Here is a 23,312-nt window from a genome sequence, read left to right as displayed (position 1 = left end):
GGTCAATAAACAGGCATTTTGCCAAATTCAATCACCCTGATTTTATGAACACAAAGGTATGTAGTGTCACTATTTATTTTATAGCACTGACGATCTCGTGTAATTGATTACAATCAGTGCGGTTTCCTCAATTTATGGGGGCTTATCTATGAATATCTATCATTGATATCTGCAAATAAACAATGCGCCCTAAAATCAGATGAAACGTCCAATCTCTACAGGGTATATAGCGTATACCACTCTACTAACAAGTAGTAAAAATAGTCATAAACTATCTGAAACAACAATGATTATTGCTACAGCTTCTGCTTAATTGTCGCTCAACATGCTAAACTATAACAAATCTTTGTGTAAATACCTAACTAAAAATGACGAACTCAAAAATGACTGATGAAGCCCCTGCTCACGAAGCCCCTGCTATTTTTAACAGCAAAACACGCCCGCAAAGCGCTGACGATGAGATCAGCAACTTTGGCAAGGTGAACTACCTTGAAGTCACACGCCATCAGCACGACCAGCGTTTGGATAACTTTTTGCTCAATCGCTTAAAAGGCTTGCCAAAATCACATATCTATAAAATGATTCGCTCTGATGAAGTGCGTGTTAATAATAAGCGTTGTAAAGCGCATGATCGAGTACAGCGTGAAGACGTGGTTCGTATTGCCCCTGTGGAGCTGGCAACGCGTGACAAGCCAATCATCAGCACCGAGTTTGCCAACAGCTTGCTGGCGCGTGTGGTTTATGAAGATGAAGGCATGATGGTTCTCAACAAACCTTCTGGCATTGCAGTGCATGGTGGTAGCGGTCTGGACTTTGGTGTTATCGAAGCCATGCGCGAAGTGACAGGTAAAAAATACCTAGAGCTGGTACATCGTATCGATAAAGATACCTCAGGGCTGCTCATGATTTCCAAAAAACGCTCAGCACTCAAAACGTTGCAGCAGCATTTGGTGGACAAAACCATTCAAAAGCATTATTTATGTCTGGCAAAAGGTCAGCCTGTGCTTAATGAACAACGTATTGATGCACCATTGCTACGCTATACCCTTGCTAGTGGTGAGCGCCGTGTCAAAATTGACGCTCAAGATCCACAAGCCAAAGAAAGCCAGACGGATATCATCGTCCACAACCGCTTTATGCTGGCAGATCAACCTGTGAGCTTAATCGAAGCCAAGCCACTGACAGGTCGTACCCATCAAATCCGTGTGCATTTGGCCCATATTGGTCATGCAATCTTGGGAGATGATAAGTACAACGTACATGACAAATCAGGTGTCCATCGTCTGTGCCTACACGCGTGGCGCTTAGATATTCCAGGCTACGAAACCATTACAGCACCATTGCCAGATGACATGGCAGACTGGTTGCCAGAGCAAACCAAATTGCCTGAGTAAAACTGAAGCGTAGAAGTGATTATCCACAAGCTGCTTCTATTGAAACCTATCTTTTTAAACGTCACGATACCTTATTATTAATGCTTAATAATTTGCCGTGACGTTTTTGTATCTCCTATTTATCACTGCTATTCGCTAAGGTCAATTCATGAGTAAATCATCCATCGCACCCAATCGAGTACCGACTGAGGAAGGCCTGTTATCAGACCCTCATCTTTTGGCAGATAAAACGCTGATTATTTTTGATTGGGATGGCACGTTGATGGATTCTATTGGCTTGATTGTTGAGTCTATGCATGTGGCTGGAGACGCTCATGGGTTTCAGACAACGGATAAAGAAGTACAAGACATCATTGGACTGAGCTTAATGAAGGGTATTGAGATTCTATATCCTCAAGCAAATGACGCGCAAAAGCTCGCCATTCAACAAAGTTATGCGGAGTATTATATTCCCAATAGTCATCGCACTCCGTTCTTTACACCAATAGAAGATATGCTTCAGAGCTTACGACATCAGGGAAAAAGCCTTGCGGTCGCCACTGGCAAAAAAAGAAAAGGGCTGGATCGAGTATTGGATGCCTCTAACAGCCATCATTATTTTGTCATGACACGCTGTGCTGATGAAGCAGGATCAAAACCTGACCCGCAAATGCTAACTGACATTTTGAATGACACACAGCAGCCAATCGCCAATGCCGTTTTTATTGGCGATAGCATTTATGATATTCAAATGGCCACGCAGTTAGGAATGACCAGTATCGCAGTGAATTATGGTACAGCATCAAGTGCAGAGCTTGCCGCTCAGCAGCCGACTTATCAAGTGGATACGCCGCAGGCCTTAGTAGATCTATTATGTGGATAGTGCAAAAAGCTATAACTGTTCAATAAATACACCAATCAAAAAGGGTTTATCGCAAATAACGATAAACCCTTTTTATGACAGACGGTGCTTAGTTAGCGCTTTTTTACTTATCGGTATCTTGTGCAACATTTAATAATTCATTGTCGCCATTTTCAGTCTCGTTTGGCTCACTAAGATCGGTCTCAATGAGTTTGTCATCATTAAGCTGATAGTCATACCAGTTACCCATCACGCCTGCCAGCTCATCCAAACCTTCTTTTCGTAAAGCAGAAAAGAGTTGAATGGTGCACTTTAATCCCAGTTTTTTGAGACGTTTACGGGTATTCAAAAGCGCATTTTTAGATGCACCATATTTTAGCTTATCTGCTTTAGTGAGCAAGATATGTACAGGCAGCTCGCCATCTTTTGCCCAGTGCAGCATTTGCTCGTCAAAGAACTTGAGGGGATGACGAATATCAGTCATCAATACCAAACCTGCAAGACTTGAGCGGGATACCAAATATTCTTCTAGCTCCACCTGCCACTCTTTTTTCATCTCAAGTGGCACCGCAGCATATCCATAACCGGGTAAATCAACCAATCTTCTATCCGTACTGCCAATACTAAAGAAGTTAATCATCTGCGTACGCCCAGGTGTTTTGGAAGAGCGTGCCAGCTGGCGCTGATTGGTCAAGGCATTAATAGCCGAAGATTTGCCTGCGTTTGAGCGTCCTGCAAAAGCAACCTCTAATCCTATATCAGGGGGACAGAGGCGAAAGGTAGGCGCTGAGGTCATAAATTCTGTTTGCTGAATTTTTTGACGAGATTTGGTGTTGAACAACGCATGTTCTGCGGCAACATCGGTAAACGGGGTACTCATAAATGGCTCATTAATCTTTAAAAAAATGGATACAGTCGTGAAATTTAGTCCGCTGGCTATTTTGATGGAACATGAGGCAGAAGAACTATATACAGTGATGAGAAATTATCTGAAAAATCTATGGTCTTATAAGCAATCAAACAGTCATCTCATATTATCGACTATTCTATACTATTACAGGTCTTACTGATTGAAATAACGATGATTAACATCATATAAATGTCATCGTAACAATAAGTCTCACCAGTCATTTTTAGAATTTATCGCTCGCTAAAACACGTTACCAAAGCCAAACTATATTTATCTGGGTTTATATGACATACATTGTTACAATGTTTATTAAGATATGTTTAGTTAACTATATTGAATGAATGCCGTTTAATAAAATGATTGATTAAACGAATGACGCACTAAATGGAGGTGTCCTATGTTCTCAATCACCACGCTTCTCAACCAAACTCATCGTCTTTTAATTGGTAGCGGCGCTGCCTTACTATTAGGGAGTGCGATGATGACCAGTGCTAGTGCGGCCGACATCGCTACTACCTATGATAACTCATGTGCCGCCTGTCATGATAGTGGGGCGCTAAATGCTATCAAAAAAGGTGATAGTGCCAAGTGGCAACAACTTATGAAACAAAAAAGTATGCCAGCCCTGATTAATTCAGTGAAAAATGGGATGACTCAAATGCCAGCTGGTGGTCTCTGTAACAATTGTAGCGATGATGATTATCGCAAGCTGATTGAATATATGAGCAAGTAATAGACTTACTGGCACCACCAAACCCTACAAAATAGGGAGGTAAGAACTTAGGCAGTGAATGCACTTTATATTTGGCGCTTGCTTTGATACGTCGTTGAAAAACTGATGAATGTAACGATTAAGTAGGCAAATACTACAAAGTCTTGCTATAATAATTAAAAATAAACCCTGATGTTAGTAAGTACTTTCAGACTGCTTGTGTCCAAGACCTTAAAATACATGTCTGCCTATTAAGAAAGGGGTAGCTTATACTAGGTATCTTATCAGTACAATCACTCTAAATAATGCTTACGCCGAGCTAGTAGGATTTGTATCAATGAAAAAGTTAATCGCTGCTGCCAGCTTATGCGTTGCAAGTTTCAGCGTACAAGCTGCTATTATTGTTCCTGAATACGATGTCAATGCTGGTAAGCAAGTTGCAGAAGCTGTTTGCGCGGCTTGTCATGGTGTCGACGGTGTCAGTGTGGTTCCTGCGCAGCCTAATTTAGGTGGTCAAAACGTAAAGTATCTTTATAAACAGTTGGTCAACTTTAAAGCAGGTTACCGTAAAAATGGTATCATGCAATCGCAAGTAGCAAACCTGTCTCAACAAGACTTAGCCAATGTCGCTGGTTACTATGCCAGTCAAGCGCCTTGGGGTGTGGGTTTTGGTAATCCTGCAACCAATCAAGAAGCAACCAAGCTTTTCTTGGGTGGTGACAAGTCGCGCGGTGTGATTGGTTGTGCAGGCTGTCATGGTCCAGATGCCGCTGGTAATGTGTGGGCTGCGTTTCCAAAACTCGGTGGTCAGCATGCTCAATATATCGCCACTCAGCTAAAACTATTCCGTGCCGCAGGTCGTGTGGATGATATTGATAGTGATGAGCAAAAACGTGTCAACGATGCTGCAAAAGAAGGCGAGATGGGTATGATGCAGACAGTGGCATCAAAACTGTCGGATCGTGACATTCGTGTCTTGTCAGACTACATCAGCGCTATTCACTAATTCATTGGTATCACTTACAGTACGTGGTGCTGAATTTTGATTTAAGTTGCGCGCCACTTGAGCACACATTGGTTATTATTTAGTTACTAAACCCCGATTTCGGGGTTTTTTTATAACTGTCCGTCCCCTATATTATAGAGACAATATCAAAGTAAAATCATATACAGGCGTTTGCCATTGCTCTGTGTGATTATACATTGTCGTTATTCCCTTTAGATCGTTTGGATTTATATTATGATGATCCGTTATGCTTCTTACTTTATTGCCGCATTGCTACCGTTACTACTATTCCGTTGGTTTGTGCCAGCATCAGTTGGCGAAATCGATTTTTGGCTGCTCTGGCTATTAGCCATGATAGTGGTATCACTGCCTGTCGTTTATGCCGAAATAGCATTGGCGTATCGAAGTGTTGATGCACCATTAGCAGGTATGCAAAAGCTTACTCGCGAAGCGGATGCCAGTCCAGTGTGGCGCAGTTTTGGTTGGTTGGCAGCGCTCGTGTCTATTGTTATTGCCGCCTTAGTAATATCTGGTGCTAGCACGGGTATATTGGCAGCCCTGACGGAACTTAATAGCGTGCCTGATGTGCCAAGCTTTGCGTTAGCAGCAGGTTTAATTGTCATCACTGTGTTGCTGAGTTTGCTAGGCGTTGCACCTTTACCTATTGGACTCGGGTTAATGGTGGTAGGACTGCTAATGGGTCTGGCAAACGGCTTACCCACGACTCACTTTGCTATGACTGGCATTAATTTAAGCGAATGGGCACGTGCTGTCGCATTAGCATTGGTCAGTGTAGGCGCAGGTACCGGTTTATATTGGTTCGGTCAAAATCTGGTCGCCAAACAAGTAATCACAGCAAACACCCATAATGTGCAAAAGCGTGCGACCAGCGAGTATCGTGCTACCAAGTCGGTATTACCGATTTGGATATTGCAATTGTTGGTTGGGGTAGTGGTGCTACTACTTAGTGGCATGGCAGTGCCGCCGATTGGGCAGCTTTTATATTGGGGCGGCGTATTGTTTGTGGCCAGTTACTTGCTGCACTATAGTACTCAGCAGTTAGCGCATAAGTTTGGCCTAATGATCAGTTTGATTGCTACTTTTGTATTGGCATTGGTATTAGTAGTGGCTGTTCCGACTACGTGGCTAGTCGGTATTTTGGTTATTGTGAGTACGGTAGCCGTCTTATTGCTGTCAATCTTCGCAGGCTGGCAAATGAAAATCAGTCATTTACGTAAGTCATTGAACTTTGGTAATGAAGCATTTTATAACTTATGGCGGGTGGCGATACGTTTGGTCGTGCCATTAGCACTTTTATTAGCGCTAATAGGTTGGGTAATGCAGTGGTTGAGCTAACGGTGGACAGTCACGATAAAGACAGTCATGAGGCGGCAATAGGGTCTGAGCAACCCATGCTAATGACCGTATATTTGGCATATGCCGAGGATGCAAAGCGTCAGCATTATCTGGCTTTACAAGTGAGTCAAGGCAGCAGTTTGTATGACGCGCTTGAGCAGGCAGATTGGCTAGCAAAGTTTCCAGAGCTTGCAAGCTGGTGTCAAGAGGTTATGGACAATGCCACACCAACCGCAAAACAATGGCATGTTGGCGTCTATGCAAAAAAACAGCCGCTTAGTTATATATTGCAGCCGCTTGATCGTATTGAGGTATATCGTAGCTTAAGCGCTGATCCAATGTCTCAGCGCAAAAGCAAATCTCGTGGTTTACAGAACAGTCTTTAGAGTCAGTTTCTACTATTAAGAAATTGATAGCAATTAAGAAGCTGGCAGACTGTCAATACCTTCGATACGATTAACCAAACCGTTGTCATCGAAGTAAATAACCAAATGCTGGCTGGCATCTTTGACATCAGCGATACCTTTGCGGCGTCCTTCTGTACCAGCTTGATAGTCGTAAATATAGTCCCAACGCTTGGGTTCAAGTGTGTCCCTGATGGCTGGACTACCAAGAATATAGAGCACTTGGTTTTGGTTCATACCCACTTGTATTTTTTGTGCTTGGGTTTGAGTAATCGCCGTGCCTTGTGGCAAATCAATCTTATAAACACTCAATAATGAGCAGCCAGACATCGCAACAGCAGCGCTAAGCATACTGGTAATAGCAATCTTGCGTAATGCGCTGGTACGGCTTAATGGACGAAAATTTAATGTCTTTATCATGGTAAGATGACTCATAAGCAATGAATTAGGCGCGGCCAAAGTTGATTGAAGCTGATCTGACCGATAATCTTGGACAAATGATACGTCATTTACTTGCAATTTCCTACCACTTACGACATTATTTACCAAACACTACCTGAGTAGGTTTATTATTTATATTTTAAATTCATGGACTTGCATTCATATTCCAAAAAATAAGAGCGTGGCCATTTATTTACAAAAACTCAGTGAGTCCTTATTAAAAAATTTTATATTGAATAGAAAATAATCACTAACGATTGTTTATTTTATATTTTTGGATTTTTATTTGCTAAGACTGTCACAGTCAGAAGGAATATTATGGCTTCTTTTACCAATCAAGATTTACGTAAAGCCGGCTTAAAGGTTACGTTACCTCGTATCAAGATTTTAGAGTTGCTTGAAAGTGCTGAGTTGCATCACATGAGTGCAGAAGAAATTTATAAGGCGCTGATTGATCAAGGCGAGGATGTGGGCCTAGCGACTGTTTACAGAGTATTAACGCAGTTTGAGCAAGCAGGAATCGTCGAACGCCACAATTTTGAAAACAATTTATCTGTGTTTGAGATCACTCAAGAAGGTCACCACGATCATCTGGTTTGTGATGTTTGTGGCAAGATTATAGAATTTCATAACGAAGTAATCGAAGAAGAACAACTCAAAGTAGCAGAAAAACATGGTTTTAAACTGTCAGGGCATTCATTGGTATTATATGGCATTTGTAATAACCAAGAATGTCGAGATAGTGCCAAATAATCAGGCCTAGCTTGATTTTCTCAAGCCAAACGTGAGCATTGCCCTCAAACTAAAAAAAGCCTTTATTATCACTAATAAAGGCTTTTTTTGTGATGGAAGGTTTTGCTCTGTTGTAAGGAGGACAGGTTAAAAATATCTAAGTGATGTCTAATGATAAGCTATCAGCGCCTTCGTCCAGATTCGCCATACCATTTTTACTACTCAGTTTGATTTTTAAGCGTAAGTCATTGGGAGAGTCCGCATGAAGAATCGCTTCTTTGTATGTGATTTCTCCTTGCTCATATAAGTCAAACAAAGCTTGATCAAAGGTTTGCATGCCACTCTCACGCGAACGCGTCATGACATCTTTGATTTCATGAACCTCACCTTTACGAATATAGTCACTAATCAGCTGGGAGTTTAATAAAATCTCAATAGCAGCGCGTCGCCCTTTACCATCTGGAGTTGGAATGAGTTGCTGAGCAATAATGGCTTGTAGGTTTAGGGACAAATCCATAAATAGTTGATTGTGACGACTGGTTTCAAAAAAGTGAATAATACGGTCAATGGCTTGGTTGGCATTGTTTGCGTGTAATGTTGCAAATACCAGATGCCCTGTTTCGGCATATTGAATGGCATAGCTCATGACCTCTCGGTTGCGAATCTCACCAATTAAAATAACATCAGGCGCTTGGCGCAAAGTATTTTTTAGACCCGCTTCAAACGAGTGGGTATCGAGACCAACTTCACGTTGGGTAATGATGCAACCACGATGTTTATGGACAAATTCAATCGGATCTTCAATGGTGATGATATGACCGTGAGAATTTTGATTGCGATGTCCGATCATAGCAGCAAGCGTAGTAGATTTGCCTGTACCAGTAGCACCAACCAACAAAATAATGCCTCTTTTTTTCATTGCCAGCTCTTTTAGAGCAGGTGGTAGGCGTAGCTCTTCGACGGTTGGGATTTTATTTTCAATTTTTCGTAAAATCATTCCTGCCATGTCACGCTGTATAAAAGCACTAACCCGAAAACGGGCTTGTTGAGCCTCATCAGAGATAGCAAACTGGCATTCATTGGTCTCTTCAAATTCTTTTTGCTGAGAAGGCGTCATAACTCCTTTGACCAGTCTCATGGTTTGATCAGCACTCAACGGTGTTTTACCTACTGGCAGGATTTTTCCATTTATTTTCATGGAAGGTGCCACATCAGCGGTAATAAAAAGATCAGAGCCATTTTTATTGATCATTAGCTGCAATAGTTTGTCAATATCCATATCGTACCTGCACTCGATGTAAATCGATTAAAGAGAAGTCTAAAATTATGTGTTCAAAATCGCTAATAATGATCAGTGAAAATAAATATCCTATATTGCCAATGCTTCTATCAATAACGAAGGGCTGGCAATATAGGATCGATGATACTACAAAAATGCCTCAGGCTGTTTGGCATAAGGGCGAGCCACATCTTTACTGATGGTGCCTTTTCCTACTAAGTTCTTCAAGGTTTGATCAAGGGTAATCATGCCGTCACCTGCCCCCGTCTGAATCGCTGAATACATCTGAGCGATTTTGTTTTCACGTATCAAGTTACGAATAGCAGGTGTGCCCAGCATGATTTCGTGTGCAGCAACACGCCCGCCTGTTTGACGACGTAGCAGCGTTTGTGAAATCACCGCTTGTAATGATTCAGATAACATGGCACGAATCATATCTTTTTCTGCTGCGGGAAATACATCGATAACTCGGTCAATCGTTTTGGCGGCTGAGCTTGTGTGTAATGTGCCAAATACTAAGTGACCAGTTTCTGCGGCTGTCAATGCCAAACGAATGGTTTCAAGATCACGTAGCTCACCGACCAAAATAACATCTGGATCCTCACGTAGGGCAGAGCGGAGTGCTGGCTCGAAGCCTAATGTATCGCGGTGAACCTCACGTTGGTTGATAAGACTTTTTTTGGATTCATGAACAAATTCAATGGGATCTTCAATGGTTAAAATATGCTCTTTACGAGTTTCATTGATATAGTCAATCATGGCTGCCAATGTGGTTGATTTTCCTGAACCTGTAGGGCCTGTCACCAATACGACACCACGCTTAAAGTCTGAGACACGTTTAAATACATCGCCCATCCCCAAATCTTCCATGGTAAGAACTTTAGAGGGAATGGTCCGAAAAACAGCGCCCGCACCACGATTTTGATTAAAGGCGTTCACCCGAAAACGGGCCAAATTGGGAATCTCAAAAGAAAAATCTGTTTCAAAAAACTCTTCAAAATCGGCACGCTGCTTATCATTCATGATGTCATAAATAAGCTGATGCACCACTTGATGCGTCATTGAAGGCATATTGATTCTAGTCATCTCACCATCGGCGCGAATCATAGCCGGCATACCAGCTGAAATATGTAAATCTGATGCTTTATGCTTGACGGTGAAGCGAAGCAAATCTTCAATACTTAAGGGGTTTTTTTCAGCCATGATCAGATATTCCTATCAATGAAAGTGGGACAAAAAAGCATAGAATATACGGTTGCCAATCGTTAGATGCGCTTTTAGAGCAAGGACTTCGATGAAGAGTAAGCGAGGAAATGAACGCTAGTAATTGGTTGTATTTGTTAATCCATGTAACAATATAATAACAAGACTATTGGCATTTAACCATCTACTACATCAACAAAATGCAAAATTAGTTATGCTTATAATTAAAGCGCTTTTTATTTAATATTTGATCAAATTATCCTTGCGAGCTTTATATGAAAAACGATGAAAATAATATAGATAGTCAAAGCCTCATTAATAATTGGCAGCAAGTCAGTGAACAGATGAGTCAAGCTTGTGATAAAGTCGAGAGACAAACCAAAGATGTTGTTCTATTGGCTGTCTCTAAAACCAAACCTGCTGAGATGATTGCGACGTTGGCGCAGCAAGGACAAGCACATTTTGGCGAAAACTACTTACAAGAAGCGGTAGAAAAAATTACTAGCCTAAAAGCACAGCATGACTGTACCACTATTATTTGGCATTATATTGGCAGTATCCAGCGTAATAAAACTCGTGATATCGCTGAGCATTTCGATTGGGTACAAACGGTCGAACGTGACATTATTGCCAAGCGCTTAAATGATCAGCGCCCAGCTGATATGTCGCCATTGAATGTATTGATTCAGCTAAATATTGACAATGAAACAAGTAAGTCAGGGTGTTTGCCAGAGCAGTTACCTGATTTAATCAAGGCGATTAAAGACTATGAGCGATTACAGTTGCGCGGCTTGATGATCATTCCTGCTAAGGCCGACACTGATGCATTTGCTCGAACCAAGCAGTTGTTTAATGAGATTAAACAGCGTCACCCAGAGCTGAGTGGCTGGGATACTTTGAGTATGGGAATGAGTGGGGACATGACAGAGGCAATCGCCAACGGTTCTACAATGGTACGCGTTGGAACTGCCATCTTCGGCGCAAGAAATCAGCTGTAAACCAAGATAGTCCATATGATCTATAAATATCAGGCGTTTGCTTTTCCTTGCAAGCGCCTTTTTGCATCTATGATTTATTAAGGCTTATGTATTGCTTTATTGTCTTGGTGCCTGAACAGTCCATAACTGAAGAAAAAAATGCTTTGTAGGGCATGACCAAGATGTACTTGGCTTGAGCGTTGCCATCGTATCCATTCAAGCACCAATATACAAAGTGTCAACCAGATGGTGCCTGCGATATAACCGGCAATAATATCACTGGGAAAGTGGGCGCCCAAGTAAATTCGGCTCGTACCGATAAGTAAAATGAGTAAAGCCAATGCCATAGAGAAGCCTATTTTTATCACTTTGTTCTGCTGGCTTCTTACTATCAAATAAATGAGGAATCCATAAAAAACCAGCGAGCCCATCGAGTGACCACTCGGAAAACTAAAACCAATCGCGTCGATTGCTTCGTTAATAGAAGGTCGCCCTCGCTCGTAGATTTGCTTTAACAACCAAGTCAGCGCTCCAGTACCGCCGACGGCTATGATAAAAAAAAGCGTTGCCCATTTATCTTTGGCTTTGAACCAAAGTGATAAAATCACAACGACAGATAAGCTGGTTACAAACCAGACAGAGCCCATATGAGTGACCGAGGTATAAATAACATCAAGTGTTGAGGTTTGCAGTGTTTCAAAAAATCCAATGGCACTACTGTCAAACCTTTCGAGCCTATCTTCCAACACGTTCTCCGCCAGTTGAGAGAACAGCCAAATAAGTAACAGCGCTATTCTCAAGCCTATGATCAAAACAATAGACAAAAAGCCTGCTTTTTTAATATCTGCTTCCATAATATACGCGCCTTTTGATCCATCTATTTTTATGACAATAGACACAAAAAGCGCTTACCTTAACATTTTTAGAGAGTGTTTCGCGTTATTCAATGATTATCAAATGTTGAAAAGATTGTATGTAGTGGCGAATACTCGATGTAGGGACAAATTCCACGTAACGAGAGTAGCTACTTTATTCGGGGTCTTCAAACTTGGTTACCAACATCTGAGTGATTTTGAGGTTATCAGTGGCGATGATTTCAAACCGATAATTGGCATACTCAATCGTGTCCGTTTTCTTTGGAATTTTACGTAGCATGTACATCATAAACCCGCTAATAGTTTCATAGTTTTGACTACGCGGTAAGCTGACAATATCCAAAGCACGAACCACATCTTCAATCGGGGTCATACCGTCGATCAACCAAGAGTTATCTGTACGCTGGACAATTGGCTGCTCCTCGGTAGTCACAAGCTCTCCCATAACGATGCTCATTACATCTTTGAGGGTAATGACGCCCACCACCAATCCATATTCATTGACGATAACCGCAAAGTCCGCCCCAGTAGATTTAAACATCTCTAGAACTTCGAACAAAGATAAGGTATCAGGAACAAACAGCGCGGGCTTGAGGAGCGCTTTATCGGTCAAGCTGACCTGTTGTTGGTTTAAAACTAACGCCAAAAAACTGCGTGACTCTACATAACCCAAGATTTGTTCTAAGTCATCTTCATAGCACACCAAAAATTTATTGTGTGGCTGCTCAATCATCACTTCAACAACGTCTTCGGTAGTGGTCTTGGTATCGAAATACACGATGTTTTCGCGCGGATTCATGACGGAGGTGACGGTACGCTCTTGCATATCAAAGATGTTTTCGATGAGATGATGTTCCTGCTTCTTGATGACGCCTGCTTCTGCGCCTGCATCCATTACGGCATAAATATCTTCTGGTGTCATATCATCTTGACGTATGGTTGAGATACCCATTAGCTTAAAAACAATATTTGCCGCACCATCAAATACCCAAATGACAGGCTTAAAGAAAAATATCAGTAGCATCATGGGCCGTACAAGACGTACCGCGATGATTTCACCATTGGACATCGCAAAACGTCTGGGCATCAAGTCAGCAAGTAGAGAGAATAAGCTGGTAATCACAATAAACGAGATGACAGACGCTACGGCTTCATTATCCAATAATTGCTGTAGATAAGGGCTGATAGCAGACTCTCCGACTGCCCCTGCTGAAATCGCGACAGCGTTTAGCACCACTTGGACGACAGTAATAAAACTGCCAGAATGTTCTTGCATTTTAAGCACATCGAAGGCACGAACATCGCCTTCTTTTGCCATGATTTGTAGTTTAATCTTACGAGCCGCCGCAATGGCAATCTCAGCAGCAGAAACAAAAGCACTTAAGGCTAGCAGTAAAATAAGAAAAATACTGGCAGTTAGCAGACTCATGACATACTCGGTAAAAAATGTGGGGGTTAAAAATAATAGTGAGAGAATTCATTAGAAGGAGACGTAAAGCATGGTTTATAACAAATTTGAAAGTATAAAAACGGAAAAGATAAGTGTATAGAAACCAAAAAAGCTGGGAGATCTCCCAGCCAATGGTAAAAAATCCAATTCTCTATAAAATGGTTAGGCCATCAGCACAGCGCAACTTTTAAGAGGCAAAAGTTGCGTGAGCAGAAGCGGTTAGCCTTTTATGGACCATTTATTGACCAGAGGATAACGACGCTCACGGCCAAAGGCTTTGTGGCTAATCTTGGTGCCAATAGGTGATTGCAAACGTTTGTATTCGTTATGATCGACCATCTTAATGACTTTTGCGACCAATTCTGCATCAAAACCTTTATCGACGATGTCTTGATAACCCATGTCCTCGTCGATATAAGACATCAAAATACCATCCAATACATCATAGTCAGGCAAGCTGTCTTGATCTTTTTGATCTGGGCGTAGTTCGGCTGATGGTGGGCGTGTGATGACACGCTCAGGGATGACAGGCGTGTCTTCTAAACGGTTGCGATAGCTGGCTAACTTATAGACTTGGGTTTTGTACACGTCTTTTAAGACATCGAAACCGCCTGCCATATCACCATATAGCGTCGAATAACCAACCGCCAATTCGGACTTGTTACCAGTCGTGATAACCAGATGACCGAACTTATTGGACAGTGCCATCAACACAACACCGCGTGCACGGGCTTGGATGTTTTCTTCAGTGGTATCGGCAGGCGACTTATTAAATAGTGGCGCTAGGGTATGACGAATGCCTTCAACCGCATCAAAGATAGGACAAACCGTATAAGAAACATTTAAACGGCGGGCTTGCGCCTGCGCATCTTCTAAGCTGATTTGAGAGGTATACTCGTACGGCATCATAACCGCATATACTTTGTCAGCGCCTAAGGCGTCAACGGCGATACATAGCGTCAAGGCCGAATCAATACCGCCTGATAACCCAACGATAATGCCAGAGAATCCTGAGTGATTGACATAGTCGCGTAGACCAACTACCAATGCCTGATACATCTCTGACTCACGACTCAAAGTCAAAGGGGCTTTGGGTTGATTATTGAACTTGGCTGTTTTGACATCCAAAGTCGCCAATAATAGCTGATTCATAAAGCGCGGCGCTTCATGAGCAACGCTACCATCAGCTTGTACGGCCATAGAGCCACCATCGAACACTAAGTCATCTTGGCCACCAACGGCGTTGACATACAAAATAGGTAAGTTGTTTTCGCGGCTACGTTTGGCTAGCATGGTTTTGCGGTTTTCTTGTTTTTCAATCTCAAAAGGGGAAGCGTTTAAGCTGACAATCAGATCAGCGCCTTGTTTTTTCAGATCAGAGATTGGGCCTTTTTCCCACAAGTCTTCACAAATAAGAAGACCAATGGTGATGCCCTTATAGTCGAATAAAACTTGATTGCGACCTTTATCAAAGTAGCGACGCTCATCAAATACGCCGTAATTTGGCAAAACTTGCTTGTGATAAAAACCCTTTTGATGACCATTATGTAAGATGGCGGCAGAGTTAAAAGTGCCATGATGGTCCACATGTGGATAACCAACAATCATGACGATATCGTCGATATCACTTAAGTTTGATAAGGCGTTTTTGACACGGCCCGACAAGCTTGGGCGTAACAATAAATCTTGAGGAGGGTAGCCCAATAGCGCAAGCTCTGGGAAAACGATAACGTCTGCGCCTTGTTCGCGTGCTTGCAACGCAAGGGTACGCATTTTTTCGGTATTGGTCGCGATATCACCGACTAAGAAGTGCGATTGCGCCAAGGCAAAGGTAACAGTCTCTTGTGGCCTGCTGGTCTCGTTTGAAGTAGTGGTATTGGGATTATCAGTGTCTTTTGACATCGTTATTTTTCCTATCGATATAGTATTTAAAAACAGTATTTAAAATTTGGTCGGTCAGTGTTGATCTACAATAAAATCAAAGTCGCCCCGAAACTCACTCAAAATAACACTCTTTCATATTTAGTTCTAATATAGAACCCGTATGATGAGTCTCAATCTTACTTAACCCGCTATACGATACCGATGCATAATATCTAAAATTATGGCATGACTCTAAAAGTCAGATACGACAGTCTAGAGAAAGGTATTGAATAGGTTTTTGGTTTGAAAAATGCTATGTCTTTATAACCATCAAAATAAATGCGCTCAAATGAACGTAACTATGTTGAAAAGCTCAAGATAATACTCTTAGTATAACATCAATTGTCCTGACAAATAGAACGCGCCAGTGAATTACCTTTCAAGATATATGTTTCATGCATAAAGATAAAAGCGGTTTGGTATGCTTTATTTTTATAGACTAAAAGTATGTATGATGTTTTGAATACTGTTGTCATGGTCTAGTAAGTTAAGATAGAGAAAGTTGTAAGTAAAAATTACAACATAGCGTTATAAAATGGTCTTTTTTTGCTGCATAATAAATTAGCTTAATAGCAATATTTTGACTTTATTTTAATAGCATTTGTAGACAGTGATAGCGTAGGGTATGCTGTTATTGAATGCCGATCAAACAGCGGTTTGCCGCTATATTACAACCCGTAACCCTCGTTAATGGACACAGTTTATAGATAAGCTCTGTAAATTGGCGTTCATCATATATTTATAAACCTGCCAGCAAGGCGATGATACGCTTTGCTACCTGCTCTTGGCTTATACGCTATGATTGAAAATTGGACAAAAGAGTTTATTATTCAGCGCTTGCTGGCTATTACTTTATTGGTTGTATTATTCGTATTGTGTTTTCAGGTCATACAATTTTTTATTGTACCGGCACTTTGGGCAGCCATTCTGGCATACGTGACTTTTCCGGTTTATAACTTTTTTTATGAAAAAGTGAAGCTCAGCCCCAATTTTAGTGCTGCTATTATGACGGTGAGTATATCTTTAATAATAGGTGTACCACTTGTGATTGGGGTGTTTATTCTTCAGCAAGAAGCCCTGAGCTTGATTAGTAATCTCGTGTATCGTGTCAAAGTCGGCTATTTGGATGTACCAAATTCTATTAAAGATTTGCCAGTTATCGGTCAGCAAGTCAAAGATGTGCTGTGGCGAATCAACAAAAACCCTGAAGGAACCCTTGAAGCTTTTCGGATGTGGGTGCAGTCGCATTTGTATTATGGCAAAGTCGCTTTAGATGTGGCGTTCAGTAGTCTTGCAAAGCTTGGTATGGCATTGATGACCCTGTTCTTTTTCTACCGCGATGGTACCAGTTTGATCCGTCAAATTCGTCAAGCGTTACGCAATATCATTGGCAATCGCATCGATGGTTATATTGATTCGGTGGGTACGACCACACGCGCTGTGGTATATGGTATCGGTTTGACTGCTTTAGCACAGGCACTATTGGCGGGTGTTGGTTATTACTTCGCTGGTGCGCCAAGTCCTATTCTATTGACCATTGTTACATTTATTATTGCCTTGATTCCTTTTGGCACACCATTTGTGTGGGGCGGGGTGTCTATTTGGCTGCTGAGTAAAGGTTACACCGTAGAAGGCATTGGTTTGGCGCTGTGGGGCACTTTGGTGATTAGCTGGGTTGATAATTTGATCCGTCCTATTGTGATCAGTGGCGCGACCAAAATTCCTTTCATCATTATTTTCATTGGTGTATTGGGTGGTCTAACGGCCTTTGGCTTCGTTGGTTTGTTTATCGGCCCTGTGGTCTTAGCCATTGGACTTGCGGTATGGCGTGAGTGGATCTCGAACCACAAGAATGAGCTATTTGCGGCGCAAGAAAAGGTTTTAATTGATAGCCAGACTTTGCCTCCAGAAGAGAAAATAGAATGAGTATCACAGTCGTCAATAATTGACTGCAAAAAAGTAACTTAGCAATTCTGAGGTTATTTCTGGCAGCGTGATTTTAGATAAAAACTGTAAATCAAAATAGCCACAATAATGCTGCAACTATTATGAAGGGTAATATGGATACGACCACACCTATTACAATCATTGCCGATAGCAATATCGCAAGCTTAGATGAGTTTTTTAATGCTTCAACGCTTGGACAAGCAACGGGCCAAACTGTCAATATCATCACAGTGGCTGGACGGGATATCAATGCAGACCTTCTAGCAGAGTTGCAGCCTAAGATCTTATTGATACGCTCGGTGACACCAGTAGGTGAGGCATTATTGGCTGCTAATAAAAGTGTGCGATTTGTGGGTTCTGCCACCATCGGTACCGATCATGTCGATCAAGAGTATTTGATGACGCGCCAGATAACGTTTGCCAATGCGGCTGGCTGTAGCAAGCATTCTGTTGCGCAATATGTGTTGACGGCTATCTTGACTTTACGACCGCAGTATTGGCAACAGGCAATGACGCTTGGCATTATTGGGCTGGGTAATATTGGCAGTACCTTGGCTGATTATGCCAGCGACTTAGGCTGGCAGGTATTGGGTTATGATCCACTGCTACCACCTTCCGATATAAACAATGCCAGCCTAGAGCAAGTTCTGAGCCAGAGTGATGTCGTCAGTCTGCATGTGCCATTGACCAGTCACAAAAATACAGATACTCAGCATACTAGTAACGGCAGTGACTATCCAACGCACCATCTAATCAATGCAGAGACATTAGCGATGATGCCTGCCCATACCATGTTAATTAATAGCGCACGTGGTCCTGTCATTCATGCAAATGACCTTGAAGCAGATATCGAACGTACTAACAGACAAGTGGTGTTAGATGTGTTTGAGCATGAGCCACAAATTTCAGAGCGATTACTCTCTAAGCTTGCCATTGCTACGCCGCATATTGCTGGTTATACCGTAGAAGGTAAGCTGCGTGGAACACAAATTATTTATGATGCGCTATGTGAGAAATTGTCGGTCACACCGACTCAATCTATGCAGGCATTATTGCCGTTGAATATGTTCTTGTGGTCGCAGCTAAAGGCACATCCAGATAGATTGAGTAAGTTTTATGATATCAAGCAAGATGATTCGGCTCTAAGAGAAAAGGTAGTCGATGGTCAAGTAAACGGTGCTGACTTTGATCAGCTGAGACGTGATTATCATCTGCGCCGTGAGTGGCAGTCTTAAACATTCAATCACAATGTATGCGCTCAGTCTAAAAACTATCAACCAAAAATAATTATTCGTCAGTTGTAGTAGATAATAATGAATCAAGCCAGCCATTCTTCGCACAGATCCAGCTACGCACCTACGATGTCACTTGCGATGGCACAGCAGCGCGCGCAGTTTATGAATAGCATTCGTCAGTTTTTTCTAAAGCAGCAAGTGCTAGAAGTACAGACGCCGCTGCTTTCTCAAGCAGGTAATACAGATACGTTTTTACAATCAGTGGCGGCGCAAGTGACGTATCAAGACAAGCCCAGCACGTACTATCTGCACACGTCACCTGAATTTGCCATGAAACGTTTGCTGGCGAGTTGGCAAGTACCCATCTATCAGATTTGTCCTGTATTTCGAGACAATGAAATTGGCACAAGGCACAATATAGAATTCACCATGCTCGAATGGTATCAACCAAACTATAGCTTGGCAGACATGGCGACTGAGGTTGGCGAATTGTTAGAAGTGCTATACGGCCATCCCGTTGTGATGAATCATTATCGTTATGTTGATGCGTTTATGGATTTTGTTGGCATACATCCATTAACGGCAAGTCTGGCTGCGTTGCAAGCAGTCGCTGAAGACAAAGGACTAATGGGGTTTGATTTCAATAGTGAGCACAGTAGTGACAGTGAGGCAGATCGTCGTCAAAGCTGGCTGGATTTGTTGTTTAGCCATGCGGTCGAACCACATTTGGGCCATGACTTACCCACGTTGATTGTAGAGTATCCACCTGCGACAGCGGCATTGGCCAAGACAGCACTGGATAAAGAGGGCAATGAGGTTGCCAAGCGTTTTGAGTTATACATCAATGGTATTGAAATTGCCAACGCGTATGACGAGCTGGCAGATGGTCAAGCACTAAGAGCGCGTTTCGAAAAAGACAATCAACTGCGCGCGCGCCACAATTTGCCCGTCATGCCAATCGATGAATATCTGATTGCAGCCTCTAACGAGCTTATGCCCTGTAGCGGTATTGCGGTTGGGCTAGATAGATTACTGATGGTGATTACAGGTGCTAGCAATTTAGAAGAAGTGATTCCTTTTCCGAGTAGATTGGCCTAATCTTGTATAAAACTTCGCACAAAAAAATGGTCGCTTGCCATTCAGTATAGCTATTGCTGAATGATAAACGACCATTTTTATAAGTCATTTGCGCTCATCTGCTTCCAAGCACTCTGTTCTTATCAGATTTATACCGTCGCGATGGCTTCGCTGATATCAATATCACCATTATGCATGTTAAATGCTTGCTTGATGGTATTATCTGCGGTTAATACAGCAGCCAACGTTGTGGCGACATCTTCAATCGAGTTTTCACCAGCGCTTTCATCAATGGCAATTTTACCTGTGCCTGCGCGTTCTTTTAGCGCTCCTGGCTGCACAATGGTGTAGTCAAGCGTGCTATTATTTACCAACCACTGATCTGCATAATGTTTGCAGATATAGTATTCTTTTAGGTTTGCAATACCGGGGCTATCCCATTTGCTGGTATCTAAAGAAAACGCTGCGCTAAGCATAATGTAACGTTTGATACCTTTATCTTGTGTTGCCTGAATAGTTTTGACAGCGCCATGCAAGTCGACTTCTAACACGTCCTTACCACCAGAACCAGCCACAAAATACACTGCATCAATGTCTTGATCCATTTGGTCTTGAATGGCATCTTTTTCAGCCGTGATATCCAAATCAAGCTGACTATAATTGGCATCATCAAATAAAACTTCTTTTTGACGCGTAGTACCAACCACTTGATGATCATCTGCTAATAGTTGTTTTACCAGCTCAGTACCTACACGACCACTTGCACCAATCACTAAAATTTTCATAATCATTCCTATTCTTATATATGCGTTGTTTAAAAACTAAAACCAGCATAGCAAAAAAATTGGCACGCTTCGTTATGATGCGTGCCAATTGGATTGCGTTTGGTTAGTGAATGTATACGGTTTGCAAGAAAAGAAAATATTGATAAGAGTAGAACAAAAATGAATGAGAAGAAAAAATATCAGCGAACCAAGCGATTTAAGCCATCTGCAAAGGCTTTTTTGTCACGATCACCATAAGGTTTTTGTCCGCTCATCTCTTGTAGCTCTAAGACACCAGTACCGCGCATGGTATCCATAAAATCGCGCATATTAAGCTTTTGCTTGATATTATTTTTGTCGTAGACCATACCACGCGTCGTCAACACCAAACCGCCTTTGTCTAAAATATCATTAGCCAAAGGAATATCGCTGGTAATCGCAAGATCGCCTGGTTGAATTTGTTCGACGATATAGTCGTCTGCTTTATCAAATCCTGATGGCACCACGGTCATGATAAGTAGCGGTGACTTACGTAGCTTGATTGGTTGATTGGCGACAAATATCGCTGTGGTCTTGGTACGCTCAGCGGTCTTGATGATCAAGTCTTTGGCAATCAAAGGGACAGAATCTGCATCTACCCAAATCTGCATTATTTTTGCACCTCATCTAATTGAGAGTCTTCGCTCTGGGTGTTTATTTTGTCTAAAGTGTCATCACTTTCAGCAACAGTCAGATCTTCTGCCATCTTTGTTTGATCGTCAACAGCAACGATTTTTTTATCCAGCCCCACTTTATTGGGCAAGATGGCGACAAGTTGGGCTAAAGCGGGTTCTAAGTTTGCGACATCGTTGGGCATCAAGGTGATATGCGCAATTTTTCGATCGTCACGCTCTGCCTTATGATAACTGTGATAGTGAGCGCCATCAATCTTAAGAACTGCGCTGATATCAGGGTACTGTCCCAATACATTGAGCATGATTGCTGGGTGCACATTGTCTGTATCGCCCAGCGGTAGGTTAACCACTGCGCGAATGTGATTTTCAAATTGACTGGTGATAGCGCCTTCGATACTCCAATGTCCAGAATTGTGCACACGCGGAGCAATCTCGTTGGCGAGGACAGTATCATTGCCGCGCGCATCTTTGACAACGAATAGCTCGAGTGCCATCACGCCAACATAATCCAAATGATTCATAACGGTTGTGATCGCATCAGTGGCCTGCTTGAGCAAATGACTGGTGCCCACGGCAGGCGCCTGAGTCTTGGCTAAAATCCCTTGATGATGATGGTTTTCGACCAAATCATAACCACGTACCTGACCGTTTTGTCCTCGTGCCGCAATGATAGAAACCTCACGGCTAAAGTTAATAAAACCTTCCGCTATTAATGGTGCAGGTGTTGGCGTTAAAGCACCTTTGCCGCTGACGGCATCTTTAAGGTCTTGCCAAGCAGCTTTGATGTCGCTGTCTTCTTTGATGACAAACTGACCTTTACCGTCATAACCACCACGGCTCGTTTTGAGCACAATTGGCAATCCTAACGTTTGACAAGCTTGTTGTAGCTCAGCTTCAGAGTTGACGGCCATAAACGGGACGGTCGCGATATCGAGCTTCTGAAACATCTGCTTTTCTTTTAAGCGATCTTGGGCGATATCAAGCGCAATCAATGGGGGAAACATGCCCTGCTTGCTACCAGCCGTTGATAAGTTGGTCAGATGCTCAACAGTAGAGGTGGGGGTGTTTTCAAACTCTAGTGTGAAGACGTCTGCCGCTTCAATAAATGCGTCTAATTGTTCGCTGTGAAAAACGCGTCCATATAAACTGGCAGGGCAGTCGGCATTGTCTTCTAAAAACACGCACTGATACCCTAATGGAATGGCGGCTTCGGCAAGCATCATACCAAGCTGACCACCGCCTAAAATACCGATGGTACGAATGGTTTGGGTAGTAGGGTAAGCGTTCGCTGTAGTCATGGCAGGCTCTTTAAATTAAAAATGAAAGATATTTTTGGTGTGGCACAATTTAGAAATCAATCTAGTAAAATAGGAAAAGGTGCATACGATGCACCTTATATTCAGTAACGCTCAATTCAGACTTATCTAACCATACGTATACTATCAATATTATTTACTATCAAAATTATTCAAGGTGATGGGACATGTATCAATAAGGTCTGACAACCATCAAGCATTTTATAGCGATGATCAATGATTGATGATCCCTGGTGTTGGGCTAGCAAGAATGGTATCGGTTTGCGTCGTACGCAACGTATCAAGCTTAGTCGCTAGCGATTCATCATGCAAGGCGAGCACTTGAATCGCAAGCAAGGCGGCATTGTAAGCACCAGCTGTGCCAATAGCTAACGTCCCAACAGCAACGCCTTTAGGCATCTGTACGATAGACAGCAAGCTGTCCCAACCGCTGAGCATAGAGGATTTTACCGGCACGCCAAATACAGGCAGTGGCGTTTGGCTGGCACACATACCCGGCAAATGAGCGGCGCCACCTGCACCAGCGATGATCACTTGTAAACCATGAGATTTCGCGTTTTTGGCATAGTCAAATAATCGATCAGGCGTACGGTGTGCTGACACCACTTCACACTCAAAAGCAATATCAAAGTCTGCTAGCAACTGTGCTGCAGCGCTCATCGTAGCCCAATCAGATTGTGATCCCATAATAATGCCAACTTTTGGCTGACCAGTAGGAGAGGTAATAGGCCCGTTTGTCTCAGCAGCATTGGTGGTAGCCGATGTTGTGCTCATGCGTTAATATCCTCAAAAAGAC

At 42.4% G+C, this 23,312-nt stretch carries 22 protein-coding genes; 11 read left to right on the top strand and 11 right to left on the bottom strand.

Translation table 11 applies throughout. The features are described from left to right. The first annotated feature begins 383 nt into the window (after positions 1 to 383). Together CIK80_RS05665 and CIK80_RS05660 are read left to right on the top strand one after the other, a co-directional pair. The gene (locus tag CIK80_RS05665) at positions 384 to 1,394 is read left to right on the top strand and encodes an RluA family pseudouridine synthase (protein WP_095569172.1); all 1,011 of its coding nucleotides are present in this window, start codon (positions 384 to 386) and stop codon (positions 1,392 to 1,394) included. A gap of 148 nt (positions 1,395 to 1,542) precedes the next feature. Next, positions 1,543 to 2,256, top strand: coding sequence for an HAD-IA family hydrolase (locus tag CIK80_RS05660; protein ID WP_095569171.1), 714 nt, complete (start codon positions 1,543 to 1,545; stop codon positions 2,254 to 2,256). 103 nt (positions 2,257 to 2,359) lie between these two features. Here the strand turns inward: CIK80_RS05660 and yihA are convergent, their stop codons facing one another. Beyond that, positions 2,360 to 3,115: a ribosome biogenesis GTP-binding protein YihA/YsxC gene (gene yihA / locus CIK80_RS05655; RefSeq protein WP_084387219.1), complete on the bottom strand. Its 756-nt coding sequence runs from the start codon at positions 3,113 to 3,115 to the stop codon at positions 2,360 to 2,362. Positions 3,116 to 3,542: 427 nt separating this feature from the next. On the opposite strand from yihA, the gene CIK80_RS05650 reads away from it, so the two are divergent. The 4 genes from CIK80_RS05650 (at position 3,543) to CIK80_RS05635 (ending at position 6,605) form a co-directional block, all read left to right on the top strand. Further along, the gene (locus CIK80_RS05650) at positions 3,543 to 3,878 is read left to right on the top strand and encodes a c-type cytochrome (protein WP_095569170.1); all 336 of its coding nucleotides are present in this window, start codon (positions 3,543 to 3,545) and stop codon (positions 3,876 to 3,878) included. A gap of 316 nt (positions 3,879 to 4,194) precedes the next feature. After that, complete coding sequence (locus CIK80_RS05645) at positions 4,195 to 4,863, top strand: c-type cytochrome (protein ID WP_062843730.1); 669 nt, start codon at positions 4,195 to 4,197, stop codon at positions 4,861 to 4,863. Positions 4,864 to 5,097: 234 nt separating this feature from the next. Next, entirely contained in the window at positions 5,098 to 6,219 is a 1,122-nt protein-coding gene (locus tag CIK80_RS05640) for a hypothetical protein (protein WP_095569169.1), read from the top strand. Continuing rightward, entirely contained in the window at positions 6,207 to 6,605 is a 399-nt protein-coding gene (locus tag CIK80_RS05635; RefSeq protein WP_257011690.1) for an RnfH family protein, read from the top strand. The genes CIK80_RS05640 and CIK80_RS05635 overlap by 13 nt, the downstream gene beginning before the upstream one ends. A 33-nt stretch (positions 6,606 to 6,638) precedes the next feature. Here CIK80_RS05635 and bamE read toward each other — a convergent pair whose 3' ends face one another. After that, on the bottom strand, positions 6,639 to 7,058 hold the full coding sequence (gene bamE / locus CIK80_RS05630; protein ID WP_062845808.1) for an outer membrane protein assembly factor BamE: 420 nt from the start codon (positions 7,056 to 7,058) through the stop codon (positions 6,639 to 6,641). Positions 7,059 to 7,382: 324 nt separating this feature from the next. Between bamE and fur the strand changes: the two genes are divergently transcribed. Continuing rightward, complete coding sequence (gene fur / locus CIK80_RS05625) at positions 7,383 to 7,817, top strand: ferric iron uptake transcriptional regulator (protein ID WP_062843732.1); 435 nt, start codon at positions 7,383 to 7,385, stop codon at positions 7,815 to 7,817. A 136-nt stretch (positions 7,818 to 7,953) separates the two neighbouring features. Here the strand turns inward: fur and CIK80_RS05620 are convergent, their stop codons facing one another. Beyond that, complete coding sequence (locus CIK80_RS05620) at positions 7,954 to 9,075, bottom strand: PilT/PilU family type 4a pilus ATPase (protein WP_095569168.1); 1,122 nt, start codon at positions 9,073 to 9,075, stop codon at positions 7,954 to 7,956. Between the two features lie 147 nt (positions 9,076 to 9,222). Further along, positions 9,223 to 10,278: a type IV pilus twitching motility protein PilT gene (locus CIK80_RS05615; protein WP_062843734.1), complete on the bottom strand. Its 1,056-nt coding sequence runs from the start codon at positions 10,276 to 10,278 to the stop codon at positions 9,223 to 9,225. Positions 10,279 to 10,553: 275 nt separating this feature from the next. Here CIK80_RS05615 and CIK80_RS05610 point away from each other — a divergent pair, with 275 nt between their 5' ends. Continuing rightward, the gene (locus CIK80_RS05610) at positions 10,554 to 11,276 is read left to right on the top strand and encodes a YggS family pyridoxal phosphate-dependent enzyme (protein ID WP_095569167.1); all 723 of its coding nucleotides are present in this window, start codon (positions 10,554 to 10,556) and stop codon (positions 11,274 to 11,276) included. 77 nt (positions 11,277 to 11,353) lie between these two features. On the opposite strand, the gene CIK80_RS05605 is transcribed toward CIK80_RS05610, so the two are convergent. The 3 genes from CIK80_RS05605 to CIK80_RS05595 form a co-directional block, all read right to left on the bottom strand. Beyond that, the gene (locus CIK80_RS05605; RefSeq protein WP_095569166.1) at positions 11,354 to 12,109 is read right to left on the bottom strand and encodes a phosphatase PAP2 family protein; all 756 of its coding nucleotides are present in this window, start codon (positions 12,107 to 12,109) and stop codon (positions 11,354 to 11,356) included. Positions 12,110 to 12,284: 175 nt separating this feature from the next. Beyond that, entirely contained in the window at positions 12,285 to 13,559 is a 1,275-nt protein-coding gene (locus CIK80_RS05600; RefSeq protein ID WP_095569165.1) for a hemolysin family protein, read from the bottom strand. A gap of 240 nt (positions 13,560 to 13,799) precedes the next feature. Further along, positions 13,800 to 15,482, bottom strand: coding sequence for an NAD+ synthase (locus tag CIK80_RS05595; protein ID WP_179288328.1), 1,683 nt, complete (start codon positions 15,480 to 15,482; stop codon positions 13,800 to 13,802). Between the two features lie 819 nt (positions 15,483 to 16,301). Here CIK80_RS05595 and CIK80_RS05590 point away from each other — a divergent pair. From CIK80_RS05590 to epmA, 3 genes are all read left to right on the top strand, one after another. Further along, positions 16,302 to 17,429: an AI-2E family transporter gene (locus CIK80_RS05590; protein ID WP_062843738.1), complete on the top strand. Its 1,128-nt coding sequence runs from the start codon at positions 16,302 to 16,304 to the stop codon at positions 17,427 to 17,429. A gap of 134 nt (positions 17,430 to 17,563) precedes the next feature. Beyond that, positions 17,564 to 18,685, top strand: coding sequence for a 4-phosphoerythronate dehydrogenase (locus tag CIK80_RS05585; protein WP_257011689.1), 1,122 nt, complete (start codon positions 17,564 to 17,566; stop codon positions 18,683 to 18,685). A gap of 78 nt (positions 18,686 to 18,763) precedes the next feature. Continuing rightward, positions 18,764 to 19,783: an EF-P lysine aminoacylase EpmA gene (gene epmA, locus CIK80_RS05580; protein WP_095569163.1), complete on the top strand. Its 1,020-nt coding sequence runs from the start codon at positions 18,764 to 18,766 to the stop codon at positions 19,781 to 19,783. 128 nt (positions 19,784 to 19,911) lie between these two features. On the opposite strand, the gene CIK80_RS05575 is transcribed toward epmA, so the two are convergent. From CIK80_RS05575 to purE, 4 genes are all read right to left on the bottom strand, one after another. Beyond that, entirely contained in the window at positions 19,912 to 20,547 is a 636-nt protein-coding gene (locus CIK80_RS05575; protein WP_095569162.1) for an NAD(P)H-binding protein, read from the bottom strand. Between the two features lie 179 nt (positions 20,548 to 20,726). After that, a complete protein-coding gene (locus CIK80_RS05570; RefSeq protein WP_095569161.1) occupies positions 20,727 to 21,176 on the bottom strand; it encodes a DUF188 domain-containing protein in 450 nt (149 codons plus the stop codon). Next, entirely contained in the window at positions 21,176 to 22,498 is a 1,323-nt protein-coding gene (locus tag CIK80_RS05565; RefSeq protein WP_095569160.1) for a 5-(carboxyamino)imidazole ribonucleotide synthase, read from the bottom strand. Before CIK80_RS05565 ends, CIK80_RS05570 begins: the two co-directional genes overlap by 1 nt. A gap of 231 nt (positions 22,499 to 22,729) precedes the next feature. After that, complete coding sequence (purE, locus tag CIK80_RS05560; protein WP_095569159.1) at positions 22,730 to 23,290, bottom strand: 5-(carboxyamino)imidazole ribonucleotide mutase; 561 nt, start codon at positions 23,288 to 23,290, stop codon at positions 22,730 to 22,732. Positions 23,291 to 23,312 lie beyond the last annotated feature (22 nt).

The sequence above is a fragment of the Psychrobacter sp. JB193 genome (genome assembly GCF_002285555.1).
Taxonomy (GTDB): Bacteria; Pseudomonadota; Gammaproteobacteria; order Pseudomonadales; family Moraxellaceae; genus Psychrobacter; species Psychrobacter alimentarius.
Note: the sequence above shows the minus strand (reverse complement) of the source record. Positions and strands in the feature narration are given on the sequence as shown.